The organism is Neorhizobium sp. PAMB6716 (genome assembly GCF_058242805.1).
Genome location: NZ_CM177835.1, coordinates 1,550,604 through 1,573,513 on the forward strand (window position 1 = coordinate 1,550,604; position 22,910 = coordinate 1,573,513).

23 protein-coding genes are annotated in these 22,910 nt (G+C 61.5%); 11 read left to right on the forward strand and 12 right to left on the reverse strand.

Annotated elements, in window-relative coordinates:
• Positions 1-4: 4 nt before the first annotated feature.
• From AC4CWH_RS07455 to AC4CWH_RS07475, 5 genes are all read right to left on the reverse strand, one after another.
• Positions 5-1,987 (reverse strand): amidohydrolase, encoded by a 1,983-nt coding sequence (locus tag AC4CWH_RS07455; RefSeq protein ID WP_491321033.1) that lies wholly within the window; start codon positions 1,985-1,987, stop codon positions 5-7.
• Positions 1,987-2,298 (reverse strand): XapX domain-containing protein, encoded by a 312-nt coding sequence (locus tag AC4CWH_RS07460; protein ID WP_491321034.1) that lies wholly within the window; start codon positions 2,296-2,298, stop codon positions 1,987-1,989. The genes AC4CWH_RS07455 and AC4CWH_RS07460 overlap by 1 nt, the downstream gene beginning before the upstream one ends.
• Entirely contained in the window at positions 2,295-3,041 is a 747-nt protein-coding gene (locus tag AC4CWH_RS07465) for an alpha/beta fold hydrolase (protein ID WP_491321035.1), read from the reverse strand. Before AC4CWH_RS07465 ends, AC4CWH_RS07460 begins: the two co-directional genes overlap by 4 nt.
• Before the next feature lie 81 nt (positions 3,042-3,122).
• Positions 3,123-3,779 (reverse strand): hydrolase, encoded by a 657-nt coding sequence (locus AC4CWH_RS07470; RefSeq protein WP_491321036.1) that lies wholly within the window; start codon positions 3,777-3,779, stop codon positions 3,123-3,125.
• A gap of 172 nt (positions 3,780-3,951) precedes the next feature.
• A complete protein-coding gene (locus tag AC4CWH_RS07475) occupies positions 3,952-5,076 on the reverse strand; it encodes an MFS transporter (protein ID WP_491321381.1) in 1,125 nt (374 codons plus the stop codon).
• A gap of 185 nt (positions 5,077-5,261) precedes the next feature.
• On the opposite strand from AC4CWH_RS07475, the gene AC4CWH_RS07480 reads away from it, so the two are divergent.
• From AC4CWH_RS07480 to AC4CWH_RS07500, 5 genes are all read left to right on the forward strand, one after another.
• Complete coding sequence (locus AC4CWH_RS07480; RefSeq protein WP_491321037.1) at positions 5,262-6,161, forward strand: LysR family transcriptional regulator; 900 nt, start codon at positions 5,262-5,264, stop codon at positions 6,159-6,161.
• 172 nt (positions 6,162-6,333) lie between these two features.
• Positions 6,334-6,882 (forward strand): hypothetical protein, encoded by a 549-nt coding sequence (locus tag AC4CWH_RS07485; protein ID WP_491321038.1) that lies wholly within the window; start codon positions 6,334-6,336, stop codon positions 6,880-6,882.
• 178 nt (positions 6,883-7,060) lie between these two features.
• Positions 7,061-8,857, forward strand: a complete 1,797-nt coding sequence (locus AC4CWH_RS07490) for an ATP-binding protein (protein ID WP_491321039.1) — start codon at positions 7,061-7,063, stop codon at positions 8,855-8,857.
• Positions 8,858-9,044: 187 nt separating this feature from the next.
• The gene (locus tag AC4CWH_RS07495; protein ID WP_491321040.1) at positions 9,045-9,944 is read left to right on the forward strand and encodes a helix-turn-helix domain-containing protein; all 900 of its coding nucleotides are present in this window, start codon (positions 9,045-9,047) and stop codon (positions 9,942-9,944) included.
• A 137-nt stretch (positions 9,945-10,081) separates the two neighbouring features.
• Entirely contained in the window at positions 10,082-10,648 is a 567-nt protein-coding gene (locus AC4CWH_RS07500) for a helix-turn-helix domain-containing protein (RefSeq protein WP_491321041.1), read from the forward strand.
• A 97-nt stretch (positions 10,649-10,745) separates the two neighbouring features.
• Here the strand turns inward: AC4CWH_RS07500 and AC4CWH_RS07505 are convergent, their stop codons facing one another.
• From AC4CWH_RS07505 to AC4CWH_RS07520, 4 genes are all read right to left on the reverse strand, one after another.
• Positions 10,746-11,354, reverse strand: coding sequence for a transglutaminase-like cysteine peptidase (locus tag AC4CWH_RS07505; protein WP_491321042.1), 609 nt, complete (start codon positions 11,352-11,354; stop codon positions 10,746-10,748).
• 501 nt (positions 11,355-11,855) lie between these two features.
• The gene (locus tag AC4CWH_RS07510) at positions 11,856-12,461 is read right to left on the reverse strand and encodes a PilZ domain-containing protein (RefSeq protein WP_491321043.1); all 606 of its coding nucleotides are present in this window, start codon (positions 12,459-12,461) and stop codon (positions 11,856-11,858) included.
• A gap of 94 nt (positions 12,462-12,555) precedes the next feature.
• Entirely contained in the window at positions 12,556-13,155 is a 600-nt protein-coding gene (locus AC4CWH_RS07515) for a PAS domain-containing protein (RefSeq protein ID WP_491321044.1), read from the reverse strand.
• 187 nt (positions 13,156-13,342) lie between these two features.
• On the reverse strand, positions 13,343-15,274 hold the full coding sequence (locus AC4CWH_RS07520) for an acid phosphatase (protein WP_491321045.1): 1,932 nt from the start codon (positions 15,272-15,274) through the stop codon (positions 13,343-13,345).
• 423 nt (positions 15,275-15,697) lie between these two features.
• Here AC4CWH_RS07520 and AC4CWH_RS07525 point away from each other — a divergent pair, with 423 nt between their 5' ends.
• Positions 15,698-16,411: a rhomboid family intramembrane serine protease gene (locus AC4CWH_RS07525; RefSeq protein ID WP_491321046.1), complete on the forward strand. Its 714-nt coding sequence runs from the start codon at positions 15,698-15,700 to the stop codon at positions 16,409-16,411.
• 131 nt (positions 16,412-16,542) lie between these two features.
• Positions 16,543-16,977 carry a CBS domain-containing protein gene (locus tag AC4CWH_RS07530; RefSeq protein ID WP_491281522.1) on the forward strand — a complete coding sequence of 145 codons (435 nt, stop codon included), beginning with the start codon at positions 16,543-16,545 and terminating at the stop codon, positions 16,975-16,977.
• Positions 16,978-17,008: 31 nt separating this feature from the next.
• Here AC4CWH_RS07530 and AC4CWH_RS07535 read toward each other — a convergent pair whose 3' ends face one another.
• From AC4CWH_RS07535 to folE, 3 genes are all read right to left on the reverse strand, one after another.
• Positions 17,009-17,965 carry a patatin-like phospholipase family protein gene (locus AC4CWH_RS07535; protein WP_491281523.1) on the reverse strand — a complete coding sequence of 319 codons (957 nt, stop codon included), beginning with the start codon at positions 17,963-17,965 and terminating at the stop codon, positions 17,009-17,011.
• 111 nt (positions 17,966-18,076) lie between these two features.
• Entirely contained in the window at positions 18,077-18,535 is a 459-nt protein-coding gene (gene hisI, locus AC4CWH_RS07540) for a phosphoribosyl-AMP cyclohydrolase (protein ID WP_491321047.1), read from the reverse strand.
• A gap of 28 nt (positions 18,536-18,563) precedes the next feature.
• Positions 18,564-19,172, reverse strand: coding sequence for a GTP cyclohydrolase I FolE (folE, locus tag AC4CWH_RS07545; protein WP_491281525.1), 609 nt, complete (start codon positions 19,170-19,172; stop codon positions 18,564-18,566).
• A 327-nt stretch (positions 19,173-19,499) separates the two neighbouring features.
• Here folE and AC4CWH_RS07550 point away from each other — a divergent pair, with 327 nt between their 5' ends.
• The 4 genes from AC4CWH_RS07550 (at position 19,500) to thrS (ending at position 22,903) form a co-directional block, all read left to right on the forward strand.
• A complete protein-coding gene (locus AC4CWH_RS07550) occupies positions 19,500-19,943 on the forward strand; it encodes an iron-sulfur cluster assembly scaffold protein (RefSeq protein WP_491321048.1) in 444 nt (147 codons plus the stop codon).
• Between the two features lie 4 nt (positions 19,944-19,947).
• Positions 19,948-20,331 carry a membrane protein insertion efficiency factor YidD gene (yidD, locus tag AC4CWH_RS07555; RefSeq protein WP_491321049.1) on the forward strand — a complete coding sequence of 128 codons (384 nt, stop codon included), beginning with the start codon at positions 19,948-19,950 and terminating at the stop codon, positions 20,329-20,331.
• A gap of 2 nt (positions 20,332-20,333) precedes the next feature.
• The gene (locus AC4CWH_RS07560; protein ID WP_491321050.1) at positions 20,334-20,759 is read left to right on the forward strand and encodes a DUF2267 domain-containing protein; all 426 of its coding nucleotides are present in this window, start codon (positions 20,334-20,336) and stop codon (positions 20,757-20,759) included.
• Positions 20,760-20,878: 119 nt separating this feature from the next.
• Positions 20,879-22,903, forward strand: coding sequence for a threonine--tRNA ligase (gene thrS / locus AC4CWH_RS07565; RefSeq protein ID WP_491321051.1), 2,025 nt, complete (start codon positions 20,879-20,881; stop codon positions 22,901-22,903).
• Positions 22,904-22,910: the final 7 nt, after the last annotated feature.

Consider the following 22,910-nt stretch of genomic DNA (forward strand, 5'->3'; position numbering starts at 1 on the left):
GTCCTCACACCGCCCAGCAGGCGCAACCGAGGGCGCCGAAAAAGCCCTTCAGATCGGCAATCGGAAGCTTTGACGACCAGGCGCCCGCATGATCATGGCCATGAACGTTGCAATCATTGGCGCAGCCGCAGCTTGCCATCGCCATGCGGCGCAGCGAGTTCTTGCCGGCGCCCTGAGGTTCGCCCCAGGCGGCATAACCGCCGAAGGCACGTACCGGAGACCAATCCGGCATGGCGGGCGGAACCTTGTTTTCATCGAATTTCGCAAAATCGCCGGCGCCATACACGATTCTGCCCCCGACCATGGTCAGTTCGGAGGTGAGAAACGAAATCTCGTCTTCGGCGCAGGCGAAAAAGTCCTTGTCGGGAACGATGAGGTCCGCGAATTGGCCTTTTTCGATACGGCCCTTCTTTCCTTCCTCGTTGGAAAACCAGGTGACGTTTTCCGTCCACATGCGCAGCGCCGTATCGCGATCGAGGCAATTGGCGCGCGGATAAAGCTGCATGCCGCCCAGTGTCTTGCCGGTGATCATCCAGGCAAGCGACACCCAGGGGTTATAGGAGGCGACGCGGGTGGCATCCGTGCCGGCGGACACATGCACGCCCTTTTCCAGCATCTTTGCAATCGGCGGCGTGGCTTCGGCAGCACCGTGGCCATAACGTTCGACGAAATATTCGCCCTGGAAGGCCATGCGATGCTGGACCGCGATGCCGCCGCCGAGCGCTGCGATCCGGTCGATCGACTGGTCGGAAATCGTCTCGGCATGATCGAAAAACCAGTTGAGGCCTTCCAGCGGTATATCCTGGTTTACTCGCTCGAAGACATCGAGCGCGCGCGAAATCGTCTCGTCATAGGTGGCGTGCAGGCGCCAGGGCCAGCGGTTTTCGGCGAGAACCCGCACCACGCCTTCCAGCTCACCTTCCATCTCCGGTGGCATGTCCGGGCGCGGCTGGCGAAAATCCTCGAAATCGGCGGCGGAAAACACCAGCATTTCGCCAGCGCCGTTGTGGCGGAAATAGTCGTCGCCCTGCTTGTATTTGACGTTCGCCGTCCAGTTGAGGAAGTCTTCCTTCTCCTGTTTCGGCTTTTGCGTGAAGAGATTATAGGCGAGCCGCACCGTCATGTTGCCCTCGTCGGAGAGCTGCTGGATGACGGCATAATCATCCGGATAATTCTGGAAACCGCCACCGGCATCGATGACACCGGTGATCCCCAGCCGGTTCAGTTCGCGCATGAAATGGCGGGTCGAATTCACCTGATAGTCGAAGGGAAGTTTTGGACCTTTTGCGAGCGTCGAATAGAGAATGCCGGCATTCGGGCGGGCGAGCAGAAGGCCCGTCGGATTGCCATTGGCATCGCGCGTGATTTCGCCGCCGGGCGGATTTGGCGTGTCGCGCGTATACCCGACGGCGCGCAAGGCTGCCCCATTCAGCAGCGCCCGGTCATAGAGATGCAGCAGGAAAACCGGCGTATCCGGCGCAATCGCATTGATCTCGTCAATGGTCGGCAGGCGCTTTTCGGCGAACTGATGTTCGGTGAAGCCGCCGACGACGCGCACCCATTGCGGCGGTGGCGTGATCGCCACTTGGCGCTTCAACATATCCATGGCATCGGCGAGCGAGCGCACGCCGTCCCAGCGCAGCTCCATGTTGAAGTTGAGACCACCGCGCACGACGTGGGTATGGTTGTCGATAAGGCCCGGCAGGACACGTTTTCCCTTGAGATCCACGATCTTCGTATCCGGGCCGGCAAGCGCCATGATCTCCCGGTCACCGCCGACAGCCAGAAAACGACCATCCTTGATGGCAACGGCAGAGGCTGTCGGATTGGTGCGGTCGAGCGTGGTGATCAGTCCGTGGTGCAGGATGAGATCTGCGGTCATGGGATTATCTCCAGATAAAGGGCCATTGGCGGCCGATGCCGGGCGCAGGAATTGCGGAAAGGCAAGACTTGAGGCGGCACTGAGAAAACGTCTCCGGGTCGGCATCAGGCGTCTCCGGCCTTGGACCTGGCTTCTTCTGACCTGGCCTTTGTCACTGTGTCGAGGGCCGGCGCTACGGGTCGGCTGCCCCTCGGCAGATGGCCGAACATGTGAGGCTTCACCTCATGCAGCCAGGAGAGGGCGGCCGGCTCCCGTTTCCAGACGGTGCGCACCAGCGGCAGAACCTGTTCCCCGACGAGAATGCCGAGGAGGCCGATCAGCGCCACGATGGGCGGGGCGGGAGAACGGACATTGAGCAGGCTGTAGACGATCCCGACCAGGATCCCTGCCGCGAGCGACATCAGGTAGATTTTCATGAGATTATTCCGGAATGCGGGTCGCCGGCGGCCCCGTTTGTCGCAGAGATCTCTGCAACGGCGTCCAGGATGACCCTGGCGACGGCATGGGGTTGCGAAAGAGGCGACATGTGGCTCGCCTCGAGTTCGGTCGTGCGGGCATCAAGGGCCTTTGCCAGATCACGCTGCAACTCGACGCTCACGGCTCTGTCAGCTTTCGAGATGACGCACCAGTTGGGCAGGTCCGCCCAGGCAGCGCGCGTCACCTTGTCGGTGAATGTCGTGGGACCGAGCGGCGGTTGCGAGGCAAACAGCGTATCGGCCTCCACCTCCGGCAGGTCCTGGGCCACGCAGGTCTCCCAGCCCTTGCGGCTCATCCAGTAGCTGCCGCGGCTGTCGGGCGAAATTTCGGAAAGGCCGGGCGGGGCAGGGTATTCGCCCACCTGATCGCCGGTCGATTGGCCCGCTTTCGGCGCAAACGCTGCGACGTAAACCAGCGCTGCCACCTTCGGATCATTGCCGGCCTGCGTGATGACAGTGCCGCCCCAGCTATGGCCGACGAGCACAACAGGCCCCTCGACGACCTCAAGGACATGCGCGACCGCCTTCACGTCATCGGCAAGCGATGTCGTCGGGTTCTGCACGGCATGAACGGATAGGCCCTCCTGCATCAGGAGCGGGATCACCCGCCGCCAGGTGGAGCCATCTCCCCAGGCACCATGCACGAGAACAACGGAAGGCCGGATAGCGGATTTCTGAGACATGCGAACCTCTTCGGATCACAAAAGCGGGAATGGGTCGCAGCGCCCCTCTTCATCGAAAGGAGGGGCGTTGCCGGTCTGGTCTCAGTGGCTTTCGGAGGCGCCGAACATCGATTTGGCGTAGATGATGCCGAGGCCGTAGGAACCGCCGAATTTTTTGGCCACGCCGGTCGTCATCTCGTAGGTTTCCGTGCGGGCCCAGTCGCGCTGCAGTTCGAGCAGATATTGCAGCGAGGTCATCGGCTGCGCGCCGGCCTGCACCATGCGGTCCATGGCGCGGTCATGGGCTTCCGTGGAAACGTCGCCGCAGGCATCGGCAATGACGAAGACTTCAAAACCCTGGTCGATGGCCGACAAAGCCGGACCGACGATGCAGACGCCCGTCCAGAGGCCGGCGAGCACGACGCGGCTCTTGCCGATGCGGTTGACTTCGCCGATCACGGCCGCGTCTTCCCAGGTGTTCATCGAAGTCCGGTCAAACAGCGGCTGGCCGGGGAAAGCTTCTGTGATCTCGGAAAACATCGGGCCGGAAAAGCTCTTTTCGGCAACGGTCGTCAGGATGGTGGAAACGCCAAAACCCTTGGCGCCGTTGGAGATGAGGGCTGCATTGTTGCGCAGGTTGACGGCATCGATGCTCTTGGTCGCAAATGACATCTGCGACTGGAAATCGATCATGATCAACGTGTGGTCGCTCGGCGTCAGAAGTTTTGCGCCGGGGGTCGGGGTCGCGGTGACGGACATGGATGGCCTCTCGAAATGAACGGGGTCCGGAAAAGAATGCCCGTCCGTTATGGTCCGCCCGCCCGTCCGGTTCTTGCACGTTGCGGCATGATTTGGACGTTTCGACTTTTTGATGTTGTGCAAGCCTATGTTGGGCCGGGGAGGCGGCTATCGTCCTCCCCGGCCCCTGCCATCAGGTGCGCTTGCCCAGGCCAACAGTGCGAATGGCAAGCGCCATCACGGCAAGGACTGCGCCAAGTGCGCTGACGCCGGTCCAACCGGCATGGGCCCAGGCAAAGGTGGCAAACGCTGCACCGGCGGCACCACCGAGGAACATCAGTGTCATGAACACCGTGTTCAACCGGCTGCGGGCATCGGGGTCCAGCGCATAAACGGTATGCTGGTTGGAGATGAGCGCACTCTGGATGCCGAAGTCGAGCACGATCACGCCGATGATCAGCGCCACAAGCGAGGCCCAGAGCCCAAAGATGATCCAGGCCGCAAGCGTCAGCAGGGCACCAAGCCACACCACGAAATGCGGGCCATGCCGGTCTGCTATGCGGCCGGCAAGCGGCGCGGCAAAGATGCCGGCTGCACCGACGATGCCGAACAAGCCCGCAACATCGGCGCCGAGATCAAAGCGGGGCGTCGCGAGATAAAGCGCCAGCACCGTCCAAAAGGCGGTAAACGAGGCAAACAGCGTGGCCTGCATCAGCGCTGCGGTGCGAAGGGCGGGATAACGCCGCCACAGATGGGCAAGCGAACGGATCGCAGCCGGATAGGCCATGCGCGAGGCTGGGCGATGATGCGGCAGCGCGATTGCCATCAGACCGGCACCGGCCAGCGCCAGCGGCACGCCGATCCAGAACATGTCCCGCCAGCCGGCATGGGCGCCGACAAAACCTGAGAGCGTGCGGCTGAAGAGAATGCCGGAGAGGACGCCTGCCATGACGGTGCCGATAGTGGAGCCGCGCTTTTCCGGGCTTGCGAGCGAGGCAGCGAAAGGAACGATCTGCTGGGCAACTGTTGCACTGGCCCCGACGCCAAGCGAGGCAAGCGCCAGCAACCAGCCGCTGGGGGCAAGCGCCGTCAGCGCCAGAGCCACTGCCAGCACCAGGAATTGCACGATGATCAGCCTTTTCCGGTGGACGATATCGCCCAGCGGCAGAAGAAAAAACAGGCCGAGCGCATAACCGAGCTGCGTTGCCGTCGGGATCAGCGCGGTCACTGTTTCCTGCGGGAAGTCCGCTTCGATCAGGCCGAGCATCGGCTGGTTATAGTAGATATTGGCAACCGCGATGCCGCTTGCGACCGCCATGGCAAGAAGCGGCGCGGTGCCGAGGCCCTTATGTATTGCCGGTGAATGGGCCGTGTGCGTGTGCGGTGCGGTGGTCTCCATGATCGTCGCCTTTCTGGCTTTGTTGTGATGTTCCTCTATACCTTTCTTGCGGATCATGATTTAGTCACCGAACATGATCTGGCTGCATAACGGAAACCGATAGAATGGATACCGCAGACGTGCAGGTCTTTTCCGCCGCCGTCACTGCCGGCAGCCTGGCCGGTGCTGCAAGGCTGCTTGGCCTGACGCCGATGATCGCCAGCCGGCGGCTTGCGGCCCTGGAGGCCTCGCTTGGCGTGCGGCTGCTTCACCGCACCACGCGCTCACTGTCACTAACGCCGGAGGGCGAAACGTTCCTGCCTTTTGCGCGGGCTCTGGTCGATAACGAGGCGGAAGCCATGGCGCAGCTGCGCGCGGAAACGCTGGGAGCCGCCGGCCTCTTGCGGGTTTCGGTGCCGATTTCCTTCGGGCTGAAATTCATCATGCCCTTCCTGCCAAAACTTCTGCAGGAAAATCCTGATCTGCGCATGGCGGTCGATCTTAATGACAGCCTGCCGGATCTCGTGGCGAGCGGCACGGATCTCGCCATCCGCATCGCAAGGCTGCGCGATAGCAGTCTGATCGCGCAAAAGCTTGCCGACAACCCGCGCACGCTGGTGGCAAGCCCTGACTATATCGCCACGCGCGGATTGCCGGAGCGTATCGAGGATCTCGCCGGCCATGATTGTCTGGCCTTGGGAAGTGCCACGCACTGGACCTTTTCCTCCGCGCACGGGGAACGCCATGTGCGGCTCGCCGCACGGCTGTCCTGCAGCAGCATTGCCGGCTGCCATGCCGCAAGTCTTGCCGGCGGCGGCGTGGCGCTTCTCTCCAACTGGTATGTCGATGAGGATGTCGCCGCCGGACGGCTGGTAAAAATCCCACTTGCCGATGCCAGCCCGGAAGAGATCAACATCTGGGCGGTCTATCCGACGCACCAGCTTGTTTTGCCAAAAGTGCGCGTCTTCATTGCAACCCTTCGCCAGACGCTCAACGCGGCAGGGGTGGCAACCGCCGGCGGTTAACACGCCGTCGAAGCCGAAAAAGCCGGGCCAATTTGCCCATTCCGATTATTCTTGTCCAATCCGGCCAGGTGCCGACTGCCCCCCGGCGCTCTTGTCCGCGTATGCATTGCCAATATTCGAACAGGCGAATAAGTGTGGCGCGGAGCCTCCCGAGGCGCAAAAGGAGCATGACATGGCGGCAGGACCACACCACGAGGCCGAGAAGCTGCTGCGCCTGGACCAGTTTCCTCATGTAAAGGTTGAGCCGTTCCAGGCAGGCGCCATCTGCGCATGGCATATCCGCCATGCCCATGACGATAGCCCCGGCGCTGTTCTGGAACTGGAGCCACGGCCTGCCTATTTCGCCATGATCTATCTGCGTCCGGTGACGCACTGCGATCTTCTGCGCAACGGTGAGGCACTGTCTCCAAAACGATATGACGAGGGCAGTATTTGTCTGGTGGATCTCTCCGAAGGAGCGGCAATCCGTCTTTCCACGGAGCTGGATGGAATAGGGCTGGTTGTGCCGTTTTCGCTCGTGGATGAAATCGCCGACCGCTTTCCGCAGTTGCGGATCTTGCCGAGGCCACGCCGCAACAGCCCTGACATGGTGCTCTATAAGCTCGGGCTTGCCCTTCTGCCTTTCCTGTCCGGACATGATGATACGGCCTCGCCCGCACTTCAGCATATCCTGGCGGCACTCTGCATCCAGCTTCTGGCCGAGCGCCACAGCCTTCATTGACCGTCTTTCAGCGGCGCCCGTCCTCGGCTAACGGCCGTGCCTTGCGGGCTGCCCTCTGTCAAATGATGGTCCAGATCGTCCAATTCAGGATACTTTTCTCCTATAGCTCATGCGCGACCTGATTTAGTCTCAGGTCTTCAGGCATTTTCGAGATGCCATGCGCCGGGGATTGTCGCCGATGAACCAAGATCCACTTGCCAAGGTGGTGCTGTCAGAGCGTTTTACCCTCTCCGTTCAGGAGCGGACGCTTTATTGCGAGGGTGAACCGGTCAAGGTTGGTGCGCGGGCGCTGGAAATCCTGCTGGTGCTTTCGGAAAAACCCGGCCATCTCGTCTCCAAGCAGGAATTGCTGGCACGGGTGTGGCCGAATCAGCATGTGGATGAAACGGCGTTGCGTGTTCATCTGTCGGCTCTCCGGCGGCTGCTGGTGTCCGATGGCGAGGACCGCAAGCTGATCGTTAATGAAAGCGGGCGCGGTTACCGGCTCGTGCCTCCGGCCTTCGACCGCACCGATGGGCTTGTCGCCCCGCAACGGCTGAAAAGCACGTTGCCTCTTGCCGTTGCAAGCCTGATCGGCCGTCAGGCCATGGTGACGCGTTGCACGGATATTCTGGCGGCGCGACGCCTGCTGACGCTGACCGGGCCGGGCGGCATCGGCAAGACGACGCTGGCGGTCGCCGCAGCATCCGCCTTTGCCACAGTCCACGACATGCCGGTGCTGTTTCTCGACCTTGCGGACATGGCCGATGCGGGCGCACTCCGCGCCGAGCTTGCCCGCCAGCTCGGTCTTTTCGATCTGGAACGGGGGAGCCTGCGCGACCTTGCGGACGTGATCGGTGCCTCGAACCTGCTCATCGTCCTGGATACCTGCGAACACCTCATCGACACCGCCGCCACCTTTGCCGAAAACCTGCTCGGCATGCTGCCGAACCTCGTAATCCTCGCAACAAGTCGCGAGCCCTTGAGGGCTGCCGGAGAATGGGTGCTGCACGTGCCGCCGCTTGGGCTGCCGCAGGGCGATGCCGAGGGTGGGCCCCGGTCCCTGCTGCATCCGCCGGCCGTTCGCCTGTTCATCGAGCGGGCGCAGGCCGTCTGCCCGGACTTTGCGCCCTCGAGTGCCGAACTTTTGCAGATCAACCATATCTGCCTGAAGTTGGACGGGATGCCGCTTGCGATCGAAATGGCCGCCGCGCGCCTTGCAACGCACACGCTTTCGGAACTTGCCCGCCTCTTGTCGCAGGGTCTTTCGGTGCTGGTCAGCGGCCGGCGAACCGCACCGGCCCGGCACCGCACGCTGGTGACCAATCTCGACTGGAGTTTCAATCTTCTCGGCGACGAGGAGAGGGACGTTTTTGATCGGTTGTGCGTCTTCAACGGGGCGTTTTCCATGAAGGATGCCATAGACGTCGTCGGCACCATCAGGATGGGAACCGACAGGATCGTCTGTACGATCACAGCCCTTGTCGAAAAATCGCTGGTCATGGCCCAGCAGGTCGGGACGGAGACCCGCTACAGTCTCTTGAAAACCCTGCGGCATTATGGACTTCGCCACGCGATGGGCAATGCTGCCTGGCGCGAGGCGAGCCGCAATCATGCCCGCCGCGTCCTGTCTCTCACGCAAGGCGGCGCAAAGCGCCTCGCTGACGATCGGCCGGACACCTTGCCGGCGCTGATCGAGGACGTTCGGTCGGCGCTCGCCTGGGCGGGCGGCCGACAGGGCGACCCCGAACTGGCAACGGCTCTGTTCGGCAGCGCCTCGCGGCTGTTCTTCGATCTGTCGCTTCCCATTACCTGCCTCGACCTTCGGGCGACGAAACCATCCCTGTCGGCGACGAACTCGGCGCGAATGCTGGTGCAACAGGGACGCTGCGGGGATGCGCGCCGCGTGATCACCCAGGCAGGAGCGACTGTCTTGCGCATGAAGGATGCCGTGCCGGTTTGCGAGCCGCGCATGATCCTCGCCGATCTCGGCTGATACCCCACCGGCGTGCATCGCGAAGCGACAGTTCCAGTCATGCGAGAACCTGACCTTTCCGCCACCGCAGATATGTGCAAGACTAGGCTCGGTTGCATCCCGCACAAGGGATCGGGCAGCGTCGACAGGCGACGTGCCCCGAGGCGATAAACCGGCCGAAACCACGGTTGCAGAGGGGAGAGCGGGCATGGTCAGTCAGGTCGCCAATCAGGCATCGTCGCGCGATGCCCTCGGCTGCACATCCAAGACTTTGGCCCGCGATCAGGAACTCTGCCGCAACGGGATCCACCTTTATCGCAAGCAAGTCGTCTCCGATCGGGTCTCCGAGGTCGTGCTGCCGGCCAATGATCGCGGGTTTCTGATCGGTGTTTCCATGGCCCCCGGCCATCGGCGCAATATCTACCACGGACGCAGCCGCACAGATTACAGCTTTTCCCCCGGTTCGCTTTACCTGCGTAATTTCGGCGAGGATTACCGCGCCGAAATTGACGGCTCCTTCGATTTCATGCTGTTTGAAGTCAGCCATGTGCAGCTTCGCCGGGCAGCCGAGGAAACCCGCTCGCGCATGTTCGACGGACTGCTCGAAAAGGCAGCACATGACGATCCGGTGCTGTCCAATCTGGTGCGTGCGCTCGTCCCATCGCTCGACAGGCCGGAGGAGGCGCACGGCCTTTTTCTCGATCAGGTGTCCATGGCCATCGCCACGCATCTGGTCCACCGTTATGGCGGGGGACGTGGAGCCGCAGCGGGACAGCCGCTCCTGTCGCACCGGCTGGAACGGCGGGCCAAGGAGTTTCTCGACGCGCATCTGGACAGGGACATTTCCGTCGGCGATGTGGCCGAGAGCTGCGCCATGTCGCGCAGCTATTTCATCCGCGCCTTTCGCGAGACGACCGGCATGACGCCCTATCGCTGGCTTCTGGAACGGCGCGTGGAGCGGGCGCGCAAGATGGTGGAAGAAACCGATGTGCCCTTGGCCGAAATTGCCAGCGCCTGTGGTTTTTCCGACCAGTCCCATCTCAGCCGGCACTTCATGCAGATCATCGGACAGCCACCGGGCCGCCTTCGCCGGACACTCCGAGGTTGACAGCATCGGGGGGCTGACGAGAGGGTGCCCGCTTTCGAAAGCTTAGCTTTACAAAACTTTACGGGGATTAACTGGCCCCTTCGCGCAACGTTTCCTAGCATTCAGCAATCCTGCCACCGAATGTCGAGGGATTGCACGTGTCTGAACTTGCAAGCACCACCAGCCAGCAGAATCAGGAGCCGGGCTTCCGGACGAGCCAGTTGGCCGCCGAACTTCTCACGCTGCTCTGCGAGGCCGGTGAGAGCATAGACGAGGATGTCGGGCATACGCGCGACTGCCTGCACCGCGCCAGACGGCTGCTGGCGGGCGATCATGATATCACGCCTCAGCCACGTGCCGTGCAAGGGTCGGGCCTTGCGCCCTGGCAGATGCGCCGCATCGTGCGCCATGTCGAGGAACACCTGCATGCCATGATCCGGACCGAGGATCTGGCCGCGGTTGCGCGCCTCAGTGTCAGCCATTTCAGCCGGGCTTTCCGTGACAGTTTTGACGACACTCCTTATGCCTACGTGCTTCAGCGTCGCGTCGTGCGGGCGCAGGAGATGATGGTGTCCTCAAATGATTCGCTGGCCCAGATCGCGCTCTCCTGCGGAATGGCGGACCAGGCACATTTTTCCCGGCTGTTTCGCCGCATCACCGGGGAATCACCAAGCCGCTGGCGCCGTCGACATTCGGCAACGCTGATGGACAGGCAGCTAAGCTGAAGCGAACACGCCAGCGAGCTTCAAAGGAAAGACACCGGCACATGCGGCAAACGGGCGAGAGGCGAAGATCCCGCCAGACAAACCATAACGCCCAGCCTTACTGTTTGACGCTGCTCACCGCCGTTGCGCGACCGTCCTGGAGTTTTACCCAACGGGCGGGATCGTCGGTCGCCTGACGTTTGAGGAACGTATATTCCGTCTCCGACCAGAGCATGACCTTGTTGCGCATGTTGTCGAGCACGAAGTCACCACGGTCGGTGCGCACCGTCAGCACTGCATGGCCCTCGCCATTCGGTTGCAACACCACGGTCAGCAGCAGGTTGGACGGATCAAAACCCTGGTTGATCAGCATCTTGCGCTTCAGCAGCGCAAAATCTTCGCAATCGCCAACGGAGGTGGGATAGGCCCAACGCTCCTCGACACCGTAGATTTCCTCGTCCGTCATCGGCTTGATTTCGGTGTTGACGGTATAGTTGACCTCAAGGATCGTGCGCCAGCCGTCTTCGGTCAGCGTCAGCGGGCCTGTATCCCGGGTACGGCTGATGCATTCGCTCTGGTAGGTGCGACAGAATTCATAGTGACCGATGGGGGGATTGGCCTTGCCGGTGATGCGCATGCTGCCGGCAAAAGCAAAAGCGGCCTGCGTGGACAGGAAGGTCAGGCAGAGGGCAGCAAGGCCGGCCCCGATGATCTTGGTGTACAACATGCGCGTTTCTCCTTCGTCGGGAGAAACATCGCACCACCGCCTTGATCGCTCGCGAAATTCGGCAGTCAAATCAGATGCTTGTTTTAGTCAAACTTGGCGCGAATTTGGCTAAAGTTTAAATCAAAACCGCAGCTCGGCTGCCGCCCCGTCGCAAGGCGTTGAGCGACGCGGCAAGATGCATTTGGATCAAACTTTATCGATCATCCGACAAGTGATTGAGTTTTCGGGAAAATGCCTACCCCGCGTCCGTGTGCCCAAAGGCGTCCCGGCGGCCGTGGCAACCCTTGCGATCCGTTCGCCGGTAGAGGCAACAAGCCGGAACGCGCCGTTTTTCACCTCTAAAAGCACCGCGAGGGGACATGAAAAAAATGTGCCGGAACAGGAATTTTTTTGGGGCTCCCGCCACGGGAGCGACAACACGTGCGGCTTTCCCGCAGCCGATTGCACGAAAAAACCCGCCGGGCAGGCGGGTTGAGGCAGTCGTTTTCCGGTTGCTGATTTTTAAAGAAACGTCCGCAGGCTTTCGCGTGTCTGGACGCTGGAAAATTCGACCGCCACGCCTTCCGCGAAGTGACGCACCACGCGGCCGCGCAAATGGTTGAGTAGAACGGGCGTACCGATCGGCGGGCGCATGTCGATATCGACGGCGGCACCTGACAGTGACAGGTCGACAAGGCGGCAGGCATGGCGGCTGCCGTCTTCCAGGGTCAGTTCGGCATGGGTGATGCGCGGCGTCAGGCGGTCATGACGGCGGTCTTCGGGCAGGCCGAGTTCGTGGCGGTTGGCAAGCCAGGTCAGTTGCGCTGCAAGTTTTTCGCGCTTGCGGTCCGTTGCCACCACCGACATGACGAAACCGTCATTGGTGAGTTCCAGGACCTTGCCCTCGATGCGGCCGAGATGATCGATATAGGCGATGATCCGTTCGCCCGGAAGCGGCGCACCGACGCAGGTGAGCACGACATCGCCCGGCGACATCTCGGTGATCATGCACGGATATTCGTCATGGCTTGCAAGCATCAGGCGCCCGGGCATGTTGACCAAGACACGCTGAAAACTGCGCACCGGCATCGGGCGGGTATGGGCTGGAGCGTTCCGGAACGTGAACATCACCGTCCTTCACATGTTCGTCTGTCGCAAGTCCATCATCGATACAGCCCGGGCGGTTAATATATGGTTCCAGGGATGACGCTATCACCTTGCGTCAGGGCTGGGGAATCGGCACCGGTCGGATCGACCGCAGCCGGTCGAAAATCCGATTTTCGCTGCGCACCGGTGGCGCAATTGCCGGCAAAACATCGGCAGGGGCGGTCATATCGATCATCTGCCAATGATCGACACCGAAGGCGCCAAGCGCAAGCGGCCGAAGCGCCGGTATCTGCCCGAGCGGCAAAAGGCTTGCAAGCAACCGGTCGGCGCGCCCCTGCGGAGAACGCAGCGGCAGCAACAGCGCCTCAAAGGCCGGATAAGACGAAGCCCCGGCGATCGAAAGATCCATCACAACCGGGCGTTCCGTCCGCAGCGCAAGGCTTGCGGCGCGGTTTGCGACGGCGCGGGAATGGGCATCCCAGATCACCTCGAACGGATTTGCCCGCAACTCTCTGTCGAACAGGTCGCAGATACGCGTTCCCGCCAGCCGGAACTTGAGGCTGCCGCCTTCCTGGTCGAGGATGAAAAGATCGGAAAGACGATGGCGCAAGGCTGCGGGATTGATCTGCGTGCGTGTCGGAACAGCCTCGCCGAGACGTAAGCTGTCCCAATAGCTGAAGATTTCCTTGCTGCGCTCGTTTCGCATTGGCACCATCTGTTTCGTTCCGAAGCGGTTCGTGACGCATTTCCGCCACAAATATGAAAGGAGCGAAAATCGTGCCAAGAGACCGGCACAGCACCGGCGGAGACGGTGACGGATGAGACAATAAGGCGGACACATGAGAAAAGCGGCCCGCAGGGTGCGAGCCGCCGAAGGTGTCGGAAGGGGCGCGCGCCTCCAGTCAGCCCTTGATGCGCAGCGAAAGGCCGGCCTTGCCGTAGACGGGTACGGTCTCGTGACCCTCGACCACGATGTCATCAAAGCGGCCCTCGAGAGCGCCGGAACGGATCACGGACAGTTCGTCGCCGGCAGACGGCGTGTAACCGGCAGCCAGCTTAACCCGCAGCACTCCCCCTTCGATTGCGGCATTCTTGCCGATCGTCAGGCCGCCCTCCTTGCCGGACACGGTGACTTCAAGGGTGCCTGCCTTGCGCATCACGAAATTGCCGGACACGGTAAGCTTCGGCCCCGCCACCACCGCCCGGCCGCCGGCGACATAAAGATCGCCCGTGCCGAAGGCGCTTGGTGAAGCCGCAACGAGCGCGCCACCTTCCACGATCACGCCGCCGGAAAAGCTGTTTTGGCCGGAAAGCGTCAGCGCACCGCTTCCCGTCTTCACCAGCCTGCCACCGCCTGCGATATCGTTCTTCCAGCTGTCGGCGGCATTAAAGCCGCCCTTTGCGGCGTCCATGGCAACCGTGACGTCGCCATCGAAGGCACCGAAGCCGTCGGCTGCGGCAAACAGGTTAAGGCGCCCCCAGCCTTCCGCATCGCTCATGATCGGATAACCGCCGCCAAGTGCCGTGCTTTTGAGGACGACACGGCGCTGGGCGGCATCGAGATAGGGAAGGCGGGTTTCGAGCAGCACTTCAGCGCCTTTCGGAACAACCGCTGCGGCATCACCGGCGCCAATCCTCGGCAGGCCGTAGGTGAAGCGGGGTGCAACGAAGGCTGCATTTTCGGCGCGGTCGGCAAACCGGTCCGTGCCGGCCGAGGCGGAATGCGCAAGCGCCATCAGGCCGGAAAAATCTGCAGCACCGGTTTCGCTGGCCAGAAAAGCCTGGGTCTGCTGATAGGCTTGCGACTTCAACACGGCATAATCGGACCGGTTGAGATTATAGGCGACGACGGCTGTTGCCTGCATGCGCCCGCCGATCACATCGGAAGGCTGGTGCATGCCGGCGCGGATGCGGTTTTCGCCCATGCGCACGGCGCGTGTCACCATCTCCTGATAGCGCTCAGGCACCAGATAGGCCATGACAAGCGCATCGCGCCAGGCTTCGGCCGTATGGCCGCTCGGAAAGCCGCCATCGCCGGCGGGTTTGGTGCTCTTGGCCGGCTCCAGCTCCGGCACAACGCGCACATCCTCGCTCCAGCGGTAGGGGCGGGCATATTTGTAATAACGTTTGGCGGGTTCGGTGGAGCCATCCTTGCTGCCGGCCTCCACCAGATCGACCGCCTTGCCCATAGTGGCATTGCCGTCCTTGCTGCCGACGCCGCGATTGTTGCCCTTGTCGTCATATTTGACGCTTGTCGCATCCGCGGGCATGGCGGTGATGGTCGTCGTCTGCTGAACGCCTTTGCGCCAGGCATCCGCGAGCGGCCCAAGCCCGTCGGTGATGCTGACGCTCTTGCCGCGACGGTCATCGAGATAGGCTTCGAGATCGGTTTCGGGCGTATGGGCAGCCGTCGTCCGGATCACGTAACCGATATTGGCGGCATGAACGTCCGGCTGCTTTATCGTGCCATCGGTTGCGCTGCGCGGCAGCCCGTCCCAGTCGGATTTGGCAATGGCGGGGCAACCGTCCTTCGCCGGCGCATCCTGATCGGCATCGACGAAGGGTGTGCGGGGTGTCCAGAGATCAAGGAAGCCGGACAATAGCCGCACGCCGGCATTGGTTTCCAGCGTCGAAAGGCAGGCATCGCCGCGCTGATTGCTGGCACCGTTATCGACATAGGCCGCAACGCCTTCTGCCGGATTGGCGCTGTCGGCATGACCAACTCCTGCTGGTGCCGGCAGCAGCACGATCGGATCGGCAAACGCCGGGGCAAGGGCTGTGGATAGGAGAAGGGAAAGGGTAAGGCCGGCAAGGGACGGAACGCGGCAGTTCATGATGGGGCCTTTCTGAGGAGGACGGCAGACAGGATGCACGCATGCGTGGTTTACCGGTCGCCTGGCGGACGGGTCGGGCATTAAGGTGTCGGCAATATCCCGGCGGTCGGGCACGGGGCATTCCCGGAAGCCCGCCTTTAGATCATGCGTGCGACAGTTTTCTTACAATCGGAGCATGACTTAGATTTTGCGCGAACTGTGCATGGCCTGTTCAGGAAGCAGCGTTGAAGCGGAGGGTCTTGTTACCTTTCCCAAATGCCGTGGCGTGCTTATATGACTGTCATCAAAACCGGGAAGGACGCGCAGATGGACGATTCGCCGAACACACCAGGGTCAGGCGATCAGCCACCGCATAACGCAGGCCGTCCGCCGGCTTCTGTCCCGAATACTGGGCCGGATGTGGGGCCGGCAGTGGGGCAAGGCATGGAGCGGCCGCGCGCGCCGGCCCAACCGATCTTCAATCTGCCGACACCGCTCGTTGTGACCCTTGCGGTGCTGGTCGTACTCTATCTGGTCGATACCTATCTGCTCAGCGACCAGTGGCGCGAGCTGATGTTGTTTGAGATGGCCTTCACGCCGCTGCGTTATGTCTATCCGCTGACCGATCAGGGGCTGGAATGGCTGTGGACGCCGGTCACCTACTCCTTGATGCATGGCAGCCTGGAACACCTGATCTTCAACTGCCTGTGGCTGACCGCCTTTGGAGCGCCCGTGGTGCGCCGCATCGGGCTCTGGCGTTATCTTGCCTTCTGGATTTGTTCGGCAGCCGCTGCCGCCTTTTTCCACGCGGGCCTCAACTGGGGGCAGGAGACGCTGCTGATCGGTGCGTCGGGTGTCGTCTCAGCCCTGATGGGCGCTGCGTGCCGTTTCGCCTTTCCCAAACATGGCGGTGGCATGCGCCGCGATTCGGCCAATTTCCTGCCGCGCCAGGGCATTGTGTCGGCGCTGAGGAACCGCACGGTTCTGGTTTTTACCGTGGTCTGGTTTCTGGGCAACGTGCTGGTGGCTCTGGGCATGCCGCTGGTCGGCTCGGATGCCGGCGCCATTGCCTGGGATGCGCATATCGGCGGTTTTCTGTTCGGCTACCTGCTGTTTGGCCTGTTCGATCCTTTGGTCGGTGAAAAAGAGATTGCTTAACAAATGCCGTCTGCAGGCAGTTGACTGTTGCAAAGCCTTTGAAGCGGGCGCACCATTCCTATCCGGGTGCGCCAAAAGCAGTGGGGAGTTTAGCCGACGGCGCATCCAGACATAGTCAATAGGAGGAATTGATGCCTGTCTCCGTCAAGAACATTCTGGATGCCAAGGGCCGTGACGTGATGTCCGTCAGCCGGGAAAAAACAGTGGCCGAAGTGGCTGCCATTCTGGCTGAAAACAAAATCGGCGCGGTCGTGGTGACCAGCCTTGAAGGCCGCATTGCCGGCATATTTACCGAGCGCGATCTGGTGCGCGTGGTGGCAGCCGATGGGGCGGATGGCCTGCAAAAGCCTGTTTCTTCAGGCATGACCGCCAATGTCATTCGCTGTCGCGAAGACACCAGCCTCAACGAATTGATGGAAACCATGAGCACCGGCCGCTTCCGTCATATTCCCGTGGAGGAGGGCGGCAAGCTCGTCGGCATCATCTCGATCGGGGACGTGGTAAAAGCCCGCATCCGCGAGGTGGAGGCCGAAACCGAGCATATGATGGCCTATATCGCCGGCTGATTCTGTTGCGGCGGGCGGCCGGAAATGGCCGTCAGCTGGCAAACACATCCTGCATGCGCTTCAACTCGCCGATGCGCGCCTTGGTTTCCTTGTAGCCGCGGTCGATTGCTTCGCCGGCGCGGTGGAATTCAGACAGGCCGATGTCGCTGAGGCGCGGATGCAGCGCCAGATCCGGCGGATCGCCGGCAAGGCGTGCCCGCGAAATGCGCTCCTGGATAATATTGAAGGCCTGCACCATGACGCTCGTCATGCCGATCCGGGCCTCACGCACCTTCGTGTGTTGTCCTTCGACCACCGGCAACACGCTGGCATTGTGCTTGACCACCGCCGAGCGGCCAAAGATGTCATAGTTGAGGTTGACGGCTACCACGAGCGGCTGCTCGTAGGCGCGGCAGACGGAGGTCGGCACCGGATTGACCAGGGCGCCATCGACCAGCGTGCGGTTGTTGCATTTGACCGGCTCGAAAATGCCGGGCAGGGCATAAGATGCCCGCATGCCTGTGATCAGCGAGCCGCTGGTGATCCACACTTCGTGGCCGGTGTTAAGTTCGGTACAGACTGCGACGAAGGGCCGGTCAAGGTTCTCGATGGCAATGTCCTCGAGATCCTCTTGCATGCGTTTGGTCAGCCGCAGGCCGCCGAACAGCCCACCGCCGCCAATGGTGAGATCGAGAAGACCGGCAATGCGGCGCACGGTGAGCGAACGGGCAAAGGTTTCGAGTGCATCGAGCTTGCCAGCCAGATAACAGCCGCCGACAAGCGCGCCGATGGACGTGCCGGCAACCATGCCGATTTCGATGTTTTCTTCTTCCAGTGCGCGCAACACACCGATATGGGCCCAGCCGCGCGCAGCCCCGCCCCCCAGCGCCAGCGCAAGCTTTGCCTTGCGCACCGGTTTTTCGGGGGCAGGCAAAGCCGAGGGCGTTTTCGCGCTCCCCTCTGCATTTGCTGCCGGCACATCGCCGCGATTCCAACTCCAGTTCAGCATGCCTGCATCCGTCCTTTAGCTGAACATCACCCGGACATCCATCTAACGTCCGTTCTGGTTTAGAATTCGTTGATTGTGTGACCGCGCGCCGATACCGGGATCAAATGCCGTTTACGCGTGCGTGCCGCCATAGACAGCATTTGGATCAAAATGCCGCTGTTCATCGATGACTTCAAGATGCGGCTTGCCATCGACCAGAGACACGGCACGATAAAAACACGAGCGACGACCCGTGTGGCAGCTGGCATCGTGGCCAGCGACCGCGACCTTCAGCCAGACGGCATCCTGATCGCAATCGGCGAGAAGCTCGACGACATTCTGCAGGTTGCCGGAGGTTTCGCCCTTCTTCCAGATTTTTGCCCGCGAGCGGCTGTAATAATGGGCAATACCGGTCTCGATGGTCAGCGCAAGCGCATCACGGTTCATATGGGCGACCATCAGCAGGTGGCCGTCGCGGATGTCGGTCACGATTGCGGTGACAAGGCCCGCCTCATCGAAACGCGGCGTAAACGGTCCGGCATCCTCCAGCGCCGCCTTGTCGAGCGGCGCCTCGTCAAATTCGATCGTCATCAAAAAACTGCCTTCGGACTTTATCCGGTCATTGCCGGATCATGGTGAGGAAACGCGCCTGCTCGGCGGCATTGTTCTGGTAGTCGCCGGTAAAGGTGGTGGTGAGCGTCGAGGAACCCTGCTTCTGGATGCCGCGCATGGACATGCAGAGATGCTCCGCATCGATCATGACAGCAACGCCCCGTGGCTGCAGCACCGATTGGATGGCATGGGCGATCTGCGCGGTCATGGCCTCCTGCGTCTGCAGGCGACGGCCGAACACCTCCACCAGCCGGGCGATCTTGGACAGACCCAGCACACGGCCCTTCGGCAGATAGGCGACATGCGCCTTGCCGATGATCGGCACCATGTGGTGCTCGCAATGGGAATAAAACGAGATATCGCGCACCAGCACGATATCGTCATAACCTGCCACTTCTTCAAACGTCCGGCCAAGCACCTCTTGCGGGTCCTCGCCATAACCGCTGAACAGCTCGAGATAGGATTTTGCAACGCGCTTTGGCGTATCGATAAGGCCTTCGCGGCTCGGATCGTCGCCGGCCCAGCGCAGCAGAAGGCGCACGGCATCCTCGGCTTCCTGCTGGGTCGGGCGATCCTCGCTGTTGCCGGCGGGGAAATTTTTCACGATGGCGTCCATCTTCTCGTCTCCTGATGCGGTTCAAGGCCGCACCTGACCAAAGCCCGTCGGCTGGCTGTCCGGTTTTACATTCGCCGGTGCCGTCAGGCGTTACGGGCTTTCTGCCCCTGCGGATCGGTTTTTACAAGACAAAGCCTACCGCTTTCGCAACCCTTTCAGCCAAAACTTTCCGTCTTGATGCGCCGGGCTTGGATCATCATATATAGTGGCAAGGACTGCACGACCAGCGCCGGCGCAAAGACAATCCGTTCGCGATCCACATGCAGATGGGGCGGCACGGCAAGACCCGGACGCCCCGATGACAAAAAAGCCCGCAAGAGAACAATGATGGACGATATCTACAACAGCCGCATCCTCGAACTTGCCGGCAATATCGAGCGCACCGGCCCGATGGACGATGCCGATGCGACATCGGAAAAGCATTCCAAACTGTGCGGCTCAAAGGTGCGCGTTTTCCTGAAGGTGAAGGACGGCGTCATCGACGACTTTTCCCAGCAGGTGCGCGCCTGCGCACTCGGCCAGGCCTCATCTTCCGTCATGGCCCGCCATGTGGTGGGTGCGGCCCCTCAGGATGTGCGCGCAGCCCGAGACGCCATGCTGGCGATGCTGAAGGAAGGTGGCGAAGGGCCGGAGGGTCGTTTCGAGGAAATGCGCATTCTGAAGCCGGTGAAGGATTACAAGGCCCGCCACGCCTCCACGATGCTGACCTTCGATGCCGTCATCGACTGTCTCGACCAGATCGAGGCGAAAACACACGCCATGGCAGGCTGAGCCCATGTGTCGCCACTGCGAGGCGCTTGATGACGAGGACGAAGAGCAGCCGAGACGCAAGACCCGACATCGCGGCCGCAACTGGCAGGGACCGTTTAAAAAGACCCCGGGACGTCTGCTCGGCATGGGTTTCATCCGGCTCTACCAACTGACGCTCTCGGGCTTCATCGGCAATTCCTGTCGCCATATCCCCACCTGTTCGGAATTCGGTTATGAGGCCGTGGCCCGCCACGGCCTGTGGTTCGGCTTCTGGATGACGGCACGACGATTTGTAAGCTGCGGCCCCTTCGGCGCATCCGGCCTCGATCCGGTGCCGGAAACACTGTCCGCCCGGCAGCGCTGGTGCATGCCGTGGCGCTATCGCAATAAAGTCCCGAAAGCCTCCTGACCATGCCGATCCCGATGGAATATCACCACGCCACAGACGAATTCGAAGCCTTCATGAAGGACCTTCTGGCGATTTCACTGCTAAAAACTCGCCATCAGGGCTACACGATGCTGCAAGCCGTTCTTCAGGTCTTTCGCCGCCGGCTGACATTGGAGGAGGCAATCACCTTCGCCAATCTTTTGCCGGCAGTGCTGCGCGCGATCTTCGTCAGCGACTGGGATAAACGCGAACCGCTCAAGCCTTTTCTGGATCGGGAGGCGATGATGGACGAGGTCCGGGCACTGCGCCACAACCATAATTTTTCGACGCCAAGCGCCATCGAGGACGTCACCAGCGCCATCCGCCGCCATGTGGATGCAGAGCGGCTGGAAGCGTTTCTGGGCACCTTGCCGCCCGGAGCCCGCGCTTTCTGGGGACTGCCCGGCTGACGGTTGATCTTTACGCGGCGGCGTTTTTCACCTATCACGCGCGGGTTAAAGCGACCGCACCGCGCGGTCCGATATCACCACCCGCATTCGTTGGCGGGACTGGATAACAGGAGAAAAGCATGTCCGTTTCCCTTAGCTTCCCCGATGGCTCGATCCGCAACTATGACGCCGGCACAACCGGTCTGGCGGTCGCCGAATCCATTTCGAAATCGCTTGCCAAGAAGGCCGTTGCCATCGCCATCGATGGAACGCTGCGCGACCTCTCCGACCCCGTCATCGACGGCCGGATCGAGATCGTCACCCGCACCGATCCGCGCGCGCTGGAACTCATCCGCCACGATGCCGCCCATGTGATGGCAGAGGCCGTGCAGGAACTGTGGCCCGGCACGCAGGTGACCATCGGCCCCGTCATCGAGAACGGCTTTTATTACGACTTCAAGCGCGTCCACCCTGAAAGCCGCGAGGACTGGCCGTTCACGCCCGAAGATCTGCCGAAGATCGAAAAGCGGATGAAGGAAATCATCCAGCGCAACAAGCCCTTCACCAGGGAAATCTGGCCGCGCAACAAGGCGCGCGACGTGTTTGCCGACAAGGGCGAGGCCTACAAGGTCGAGCTGGTCGATGCGATCCCGGAAGACCAGGACCTCAAGATCTATTACCAGGGCGACTGGTTCGATCTTTGCCGCGGCCCGCACATGGCCTCCACCGGCCAGGTCGGCACGGCCTTCAAGCTGATGAAGGTGGCTGGCGCCTATTGGCGCGGCGACAGCACCCGGCCGATGCTGACGCGCATCTATGGCACCGCCTGGGCAACACAGGAAGAGCTTGACCAGTACCTGCATGTTCTGGCCGAGGCCGAAAAGCGCGACCACCGCAAACTTGGCCGCGAAATGGACCTGTTCCATTTCCAGGAAGAGGGTCCGGGCGTCGTGTTCTGGCACGGCAAGGGCTGGCGCATGTTCCAGACGCTGACCGCTTATATGCGCCGCCGGCTTGAAAACACCTATGAGGAGGTCAACGCGCCGCAGGTGCTTGATGCCTCGCTCTGGGAAACGTCTGGCCACTGGGGCTGGTATCAGGAAAACATGTTTGCGGTGAAATCGGCCTATGCCTTCACCCATACGGATGACAAGGAAGCCGACAACCGCGTCTTTGCCTTGAAGCCTATGAACTGCCCCGGGCACGTGCAGATCTTCAAGCATGGGTTGAAATCCTATCGCGAATTGCCTGTTCGCCTTGCCGAATTCGGTCTTGTGCATCGTTATGAAGCCTCTGGCGCGCTGCATGGACTGATGCGCGTGCGTGGCTTCACGCAGGACGACGCACATGTGTTCTGCACCGAAGAGCAGATGGCAGCGGAATGCTTGCGCATCAACGACCTGATCCTCTCGGTCTACGAGGATTTCGGCTTCCAGGAAGTGGTGGTGAAGCTTTCCACCCGGCCGGAAAAGCGCGTCGGCACCGACGACCTCTGGGATCGTGCCGAAAGCGTGATGCTGGACGTCTTGAAGGAAATCGAGGCCCAGTCGGGCGGCCGCATCAAGACCGGCATTCTGCCGGGCGAGGGCGCCTTCTACGGGCCGAAGTTCGAATATACGCTCAAAGATGCCATCGGCCGTGAATGGCAGTGCGGCACGACGCAGGTGGACTTCAACCTGCCGGAACGGTTTGGCGCCTTCTATATCGATCAGAATTCCGAAAAGAAGCAGCCGGTGATGATCCACCGCGCCATCTGCGGCTCGATGGAGCGTTTCCTCGGCATCCTCATCGAGAACTTTGCCGGCCATATGCCGCTGTGGTTTGCGCCGCAGCAGGTTGTTGTCGCCACCATCACGTCGGATGCGGATGATTACGGCCGCGAAGTGGCGGACGCCCTGCGCGAGGCCGGCCTCATCGTCGAGACCGACTTCCGCAATGAGAAGATCAACTACAAGGTCCGCGAGCATTCGGTCACCAAGGTGCCGGTCATCGTGGTCTGCGGTCGCCAGGAAGCGGAAAACCGCACGGTCAATATCCGCCGCCTCGGCAGCCAGGCGCAGACCTCGATGACGCTCGATGAAGCGGTCACGTCGCTGAGCGAGGAGGCAACCCCGCCGGACCTCAAGCGCCGTGCCGCACGCCGGCTGGCGGCCAAAACATCCTGATAGGGCT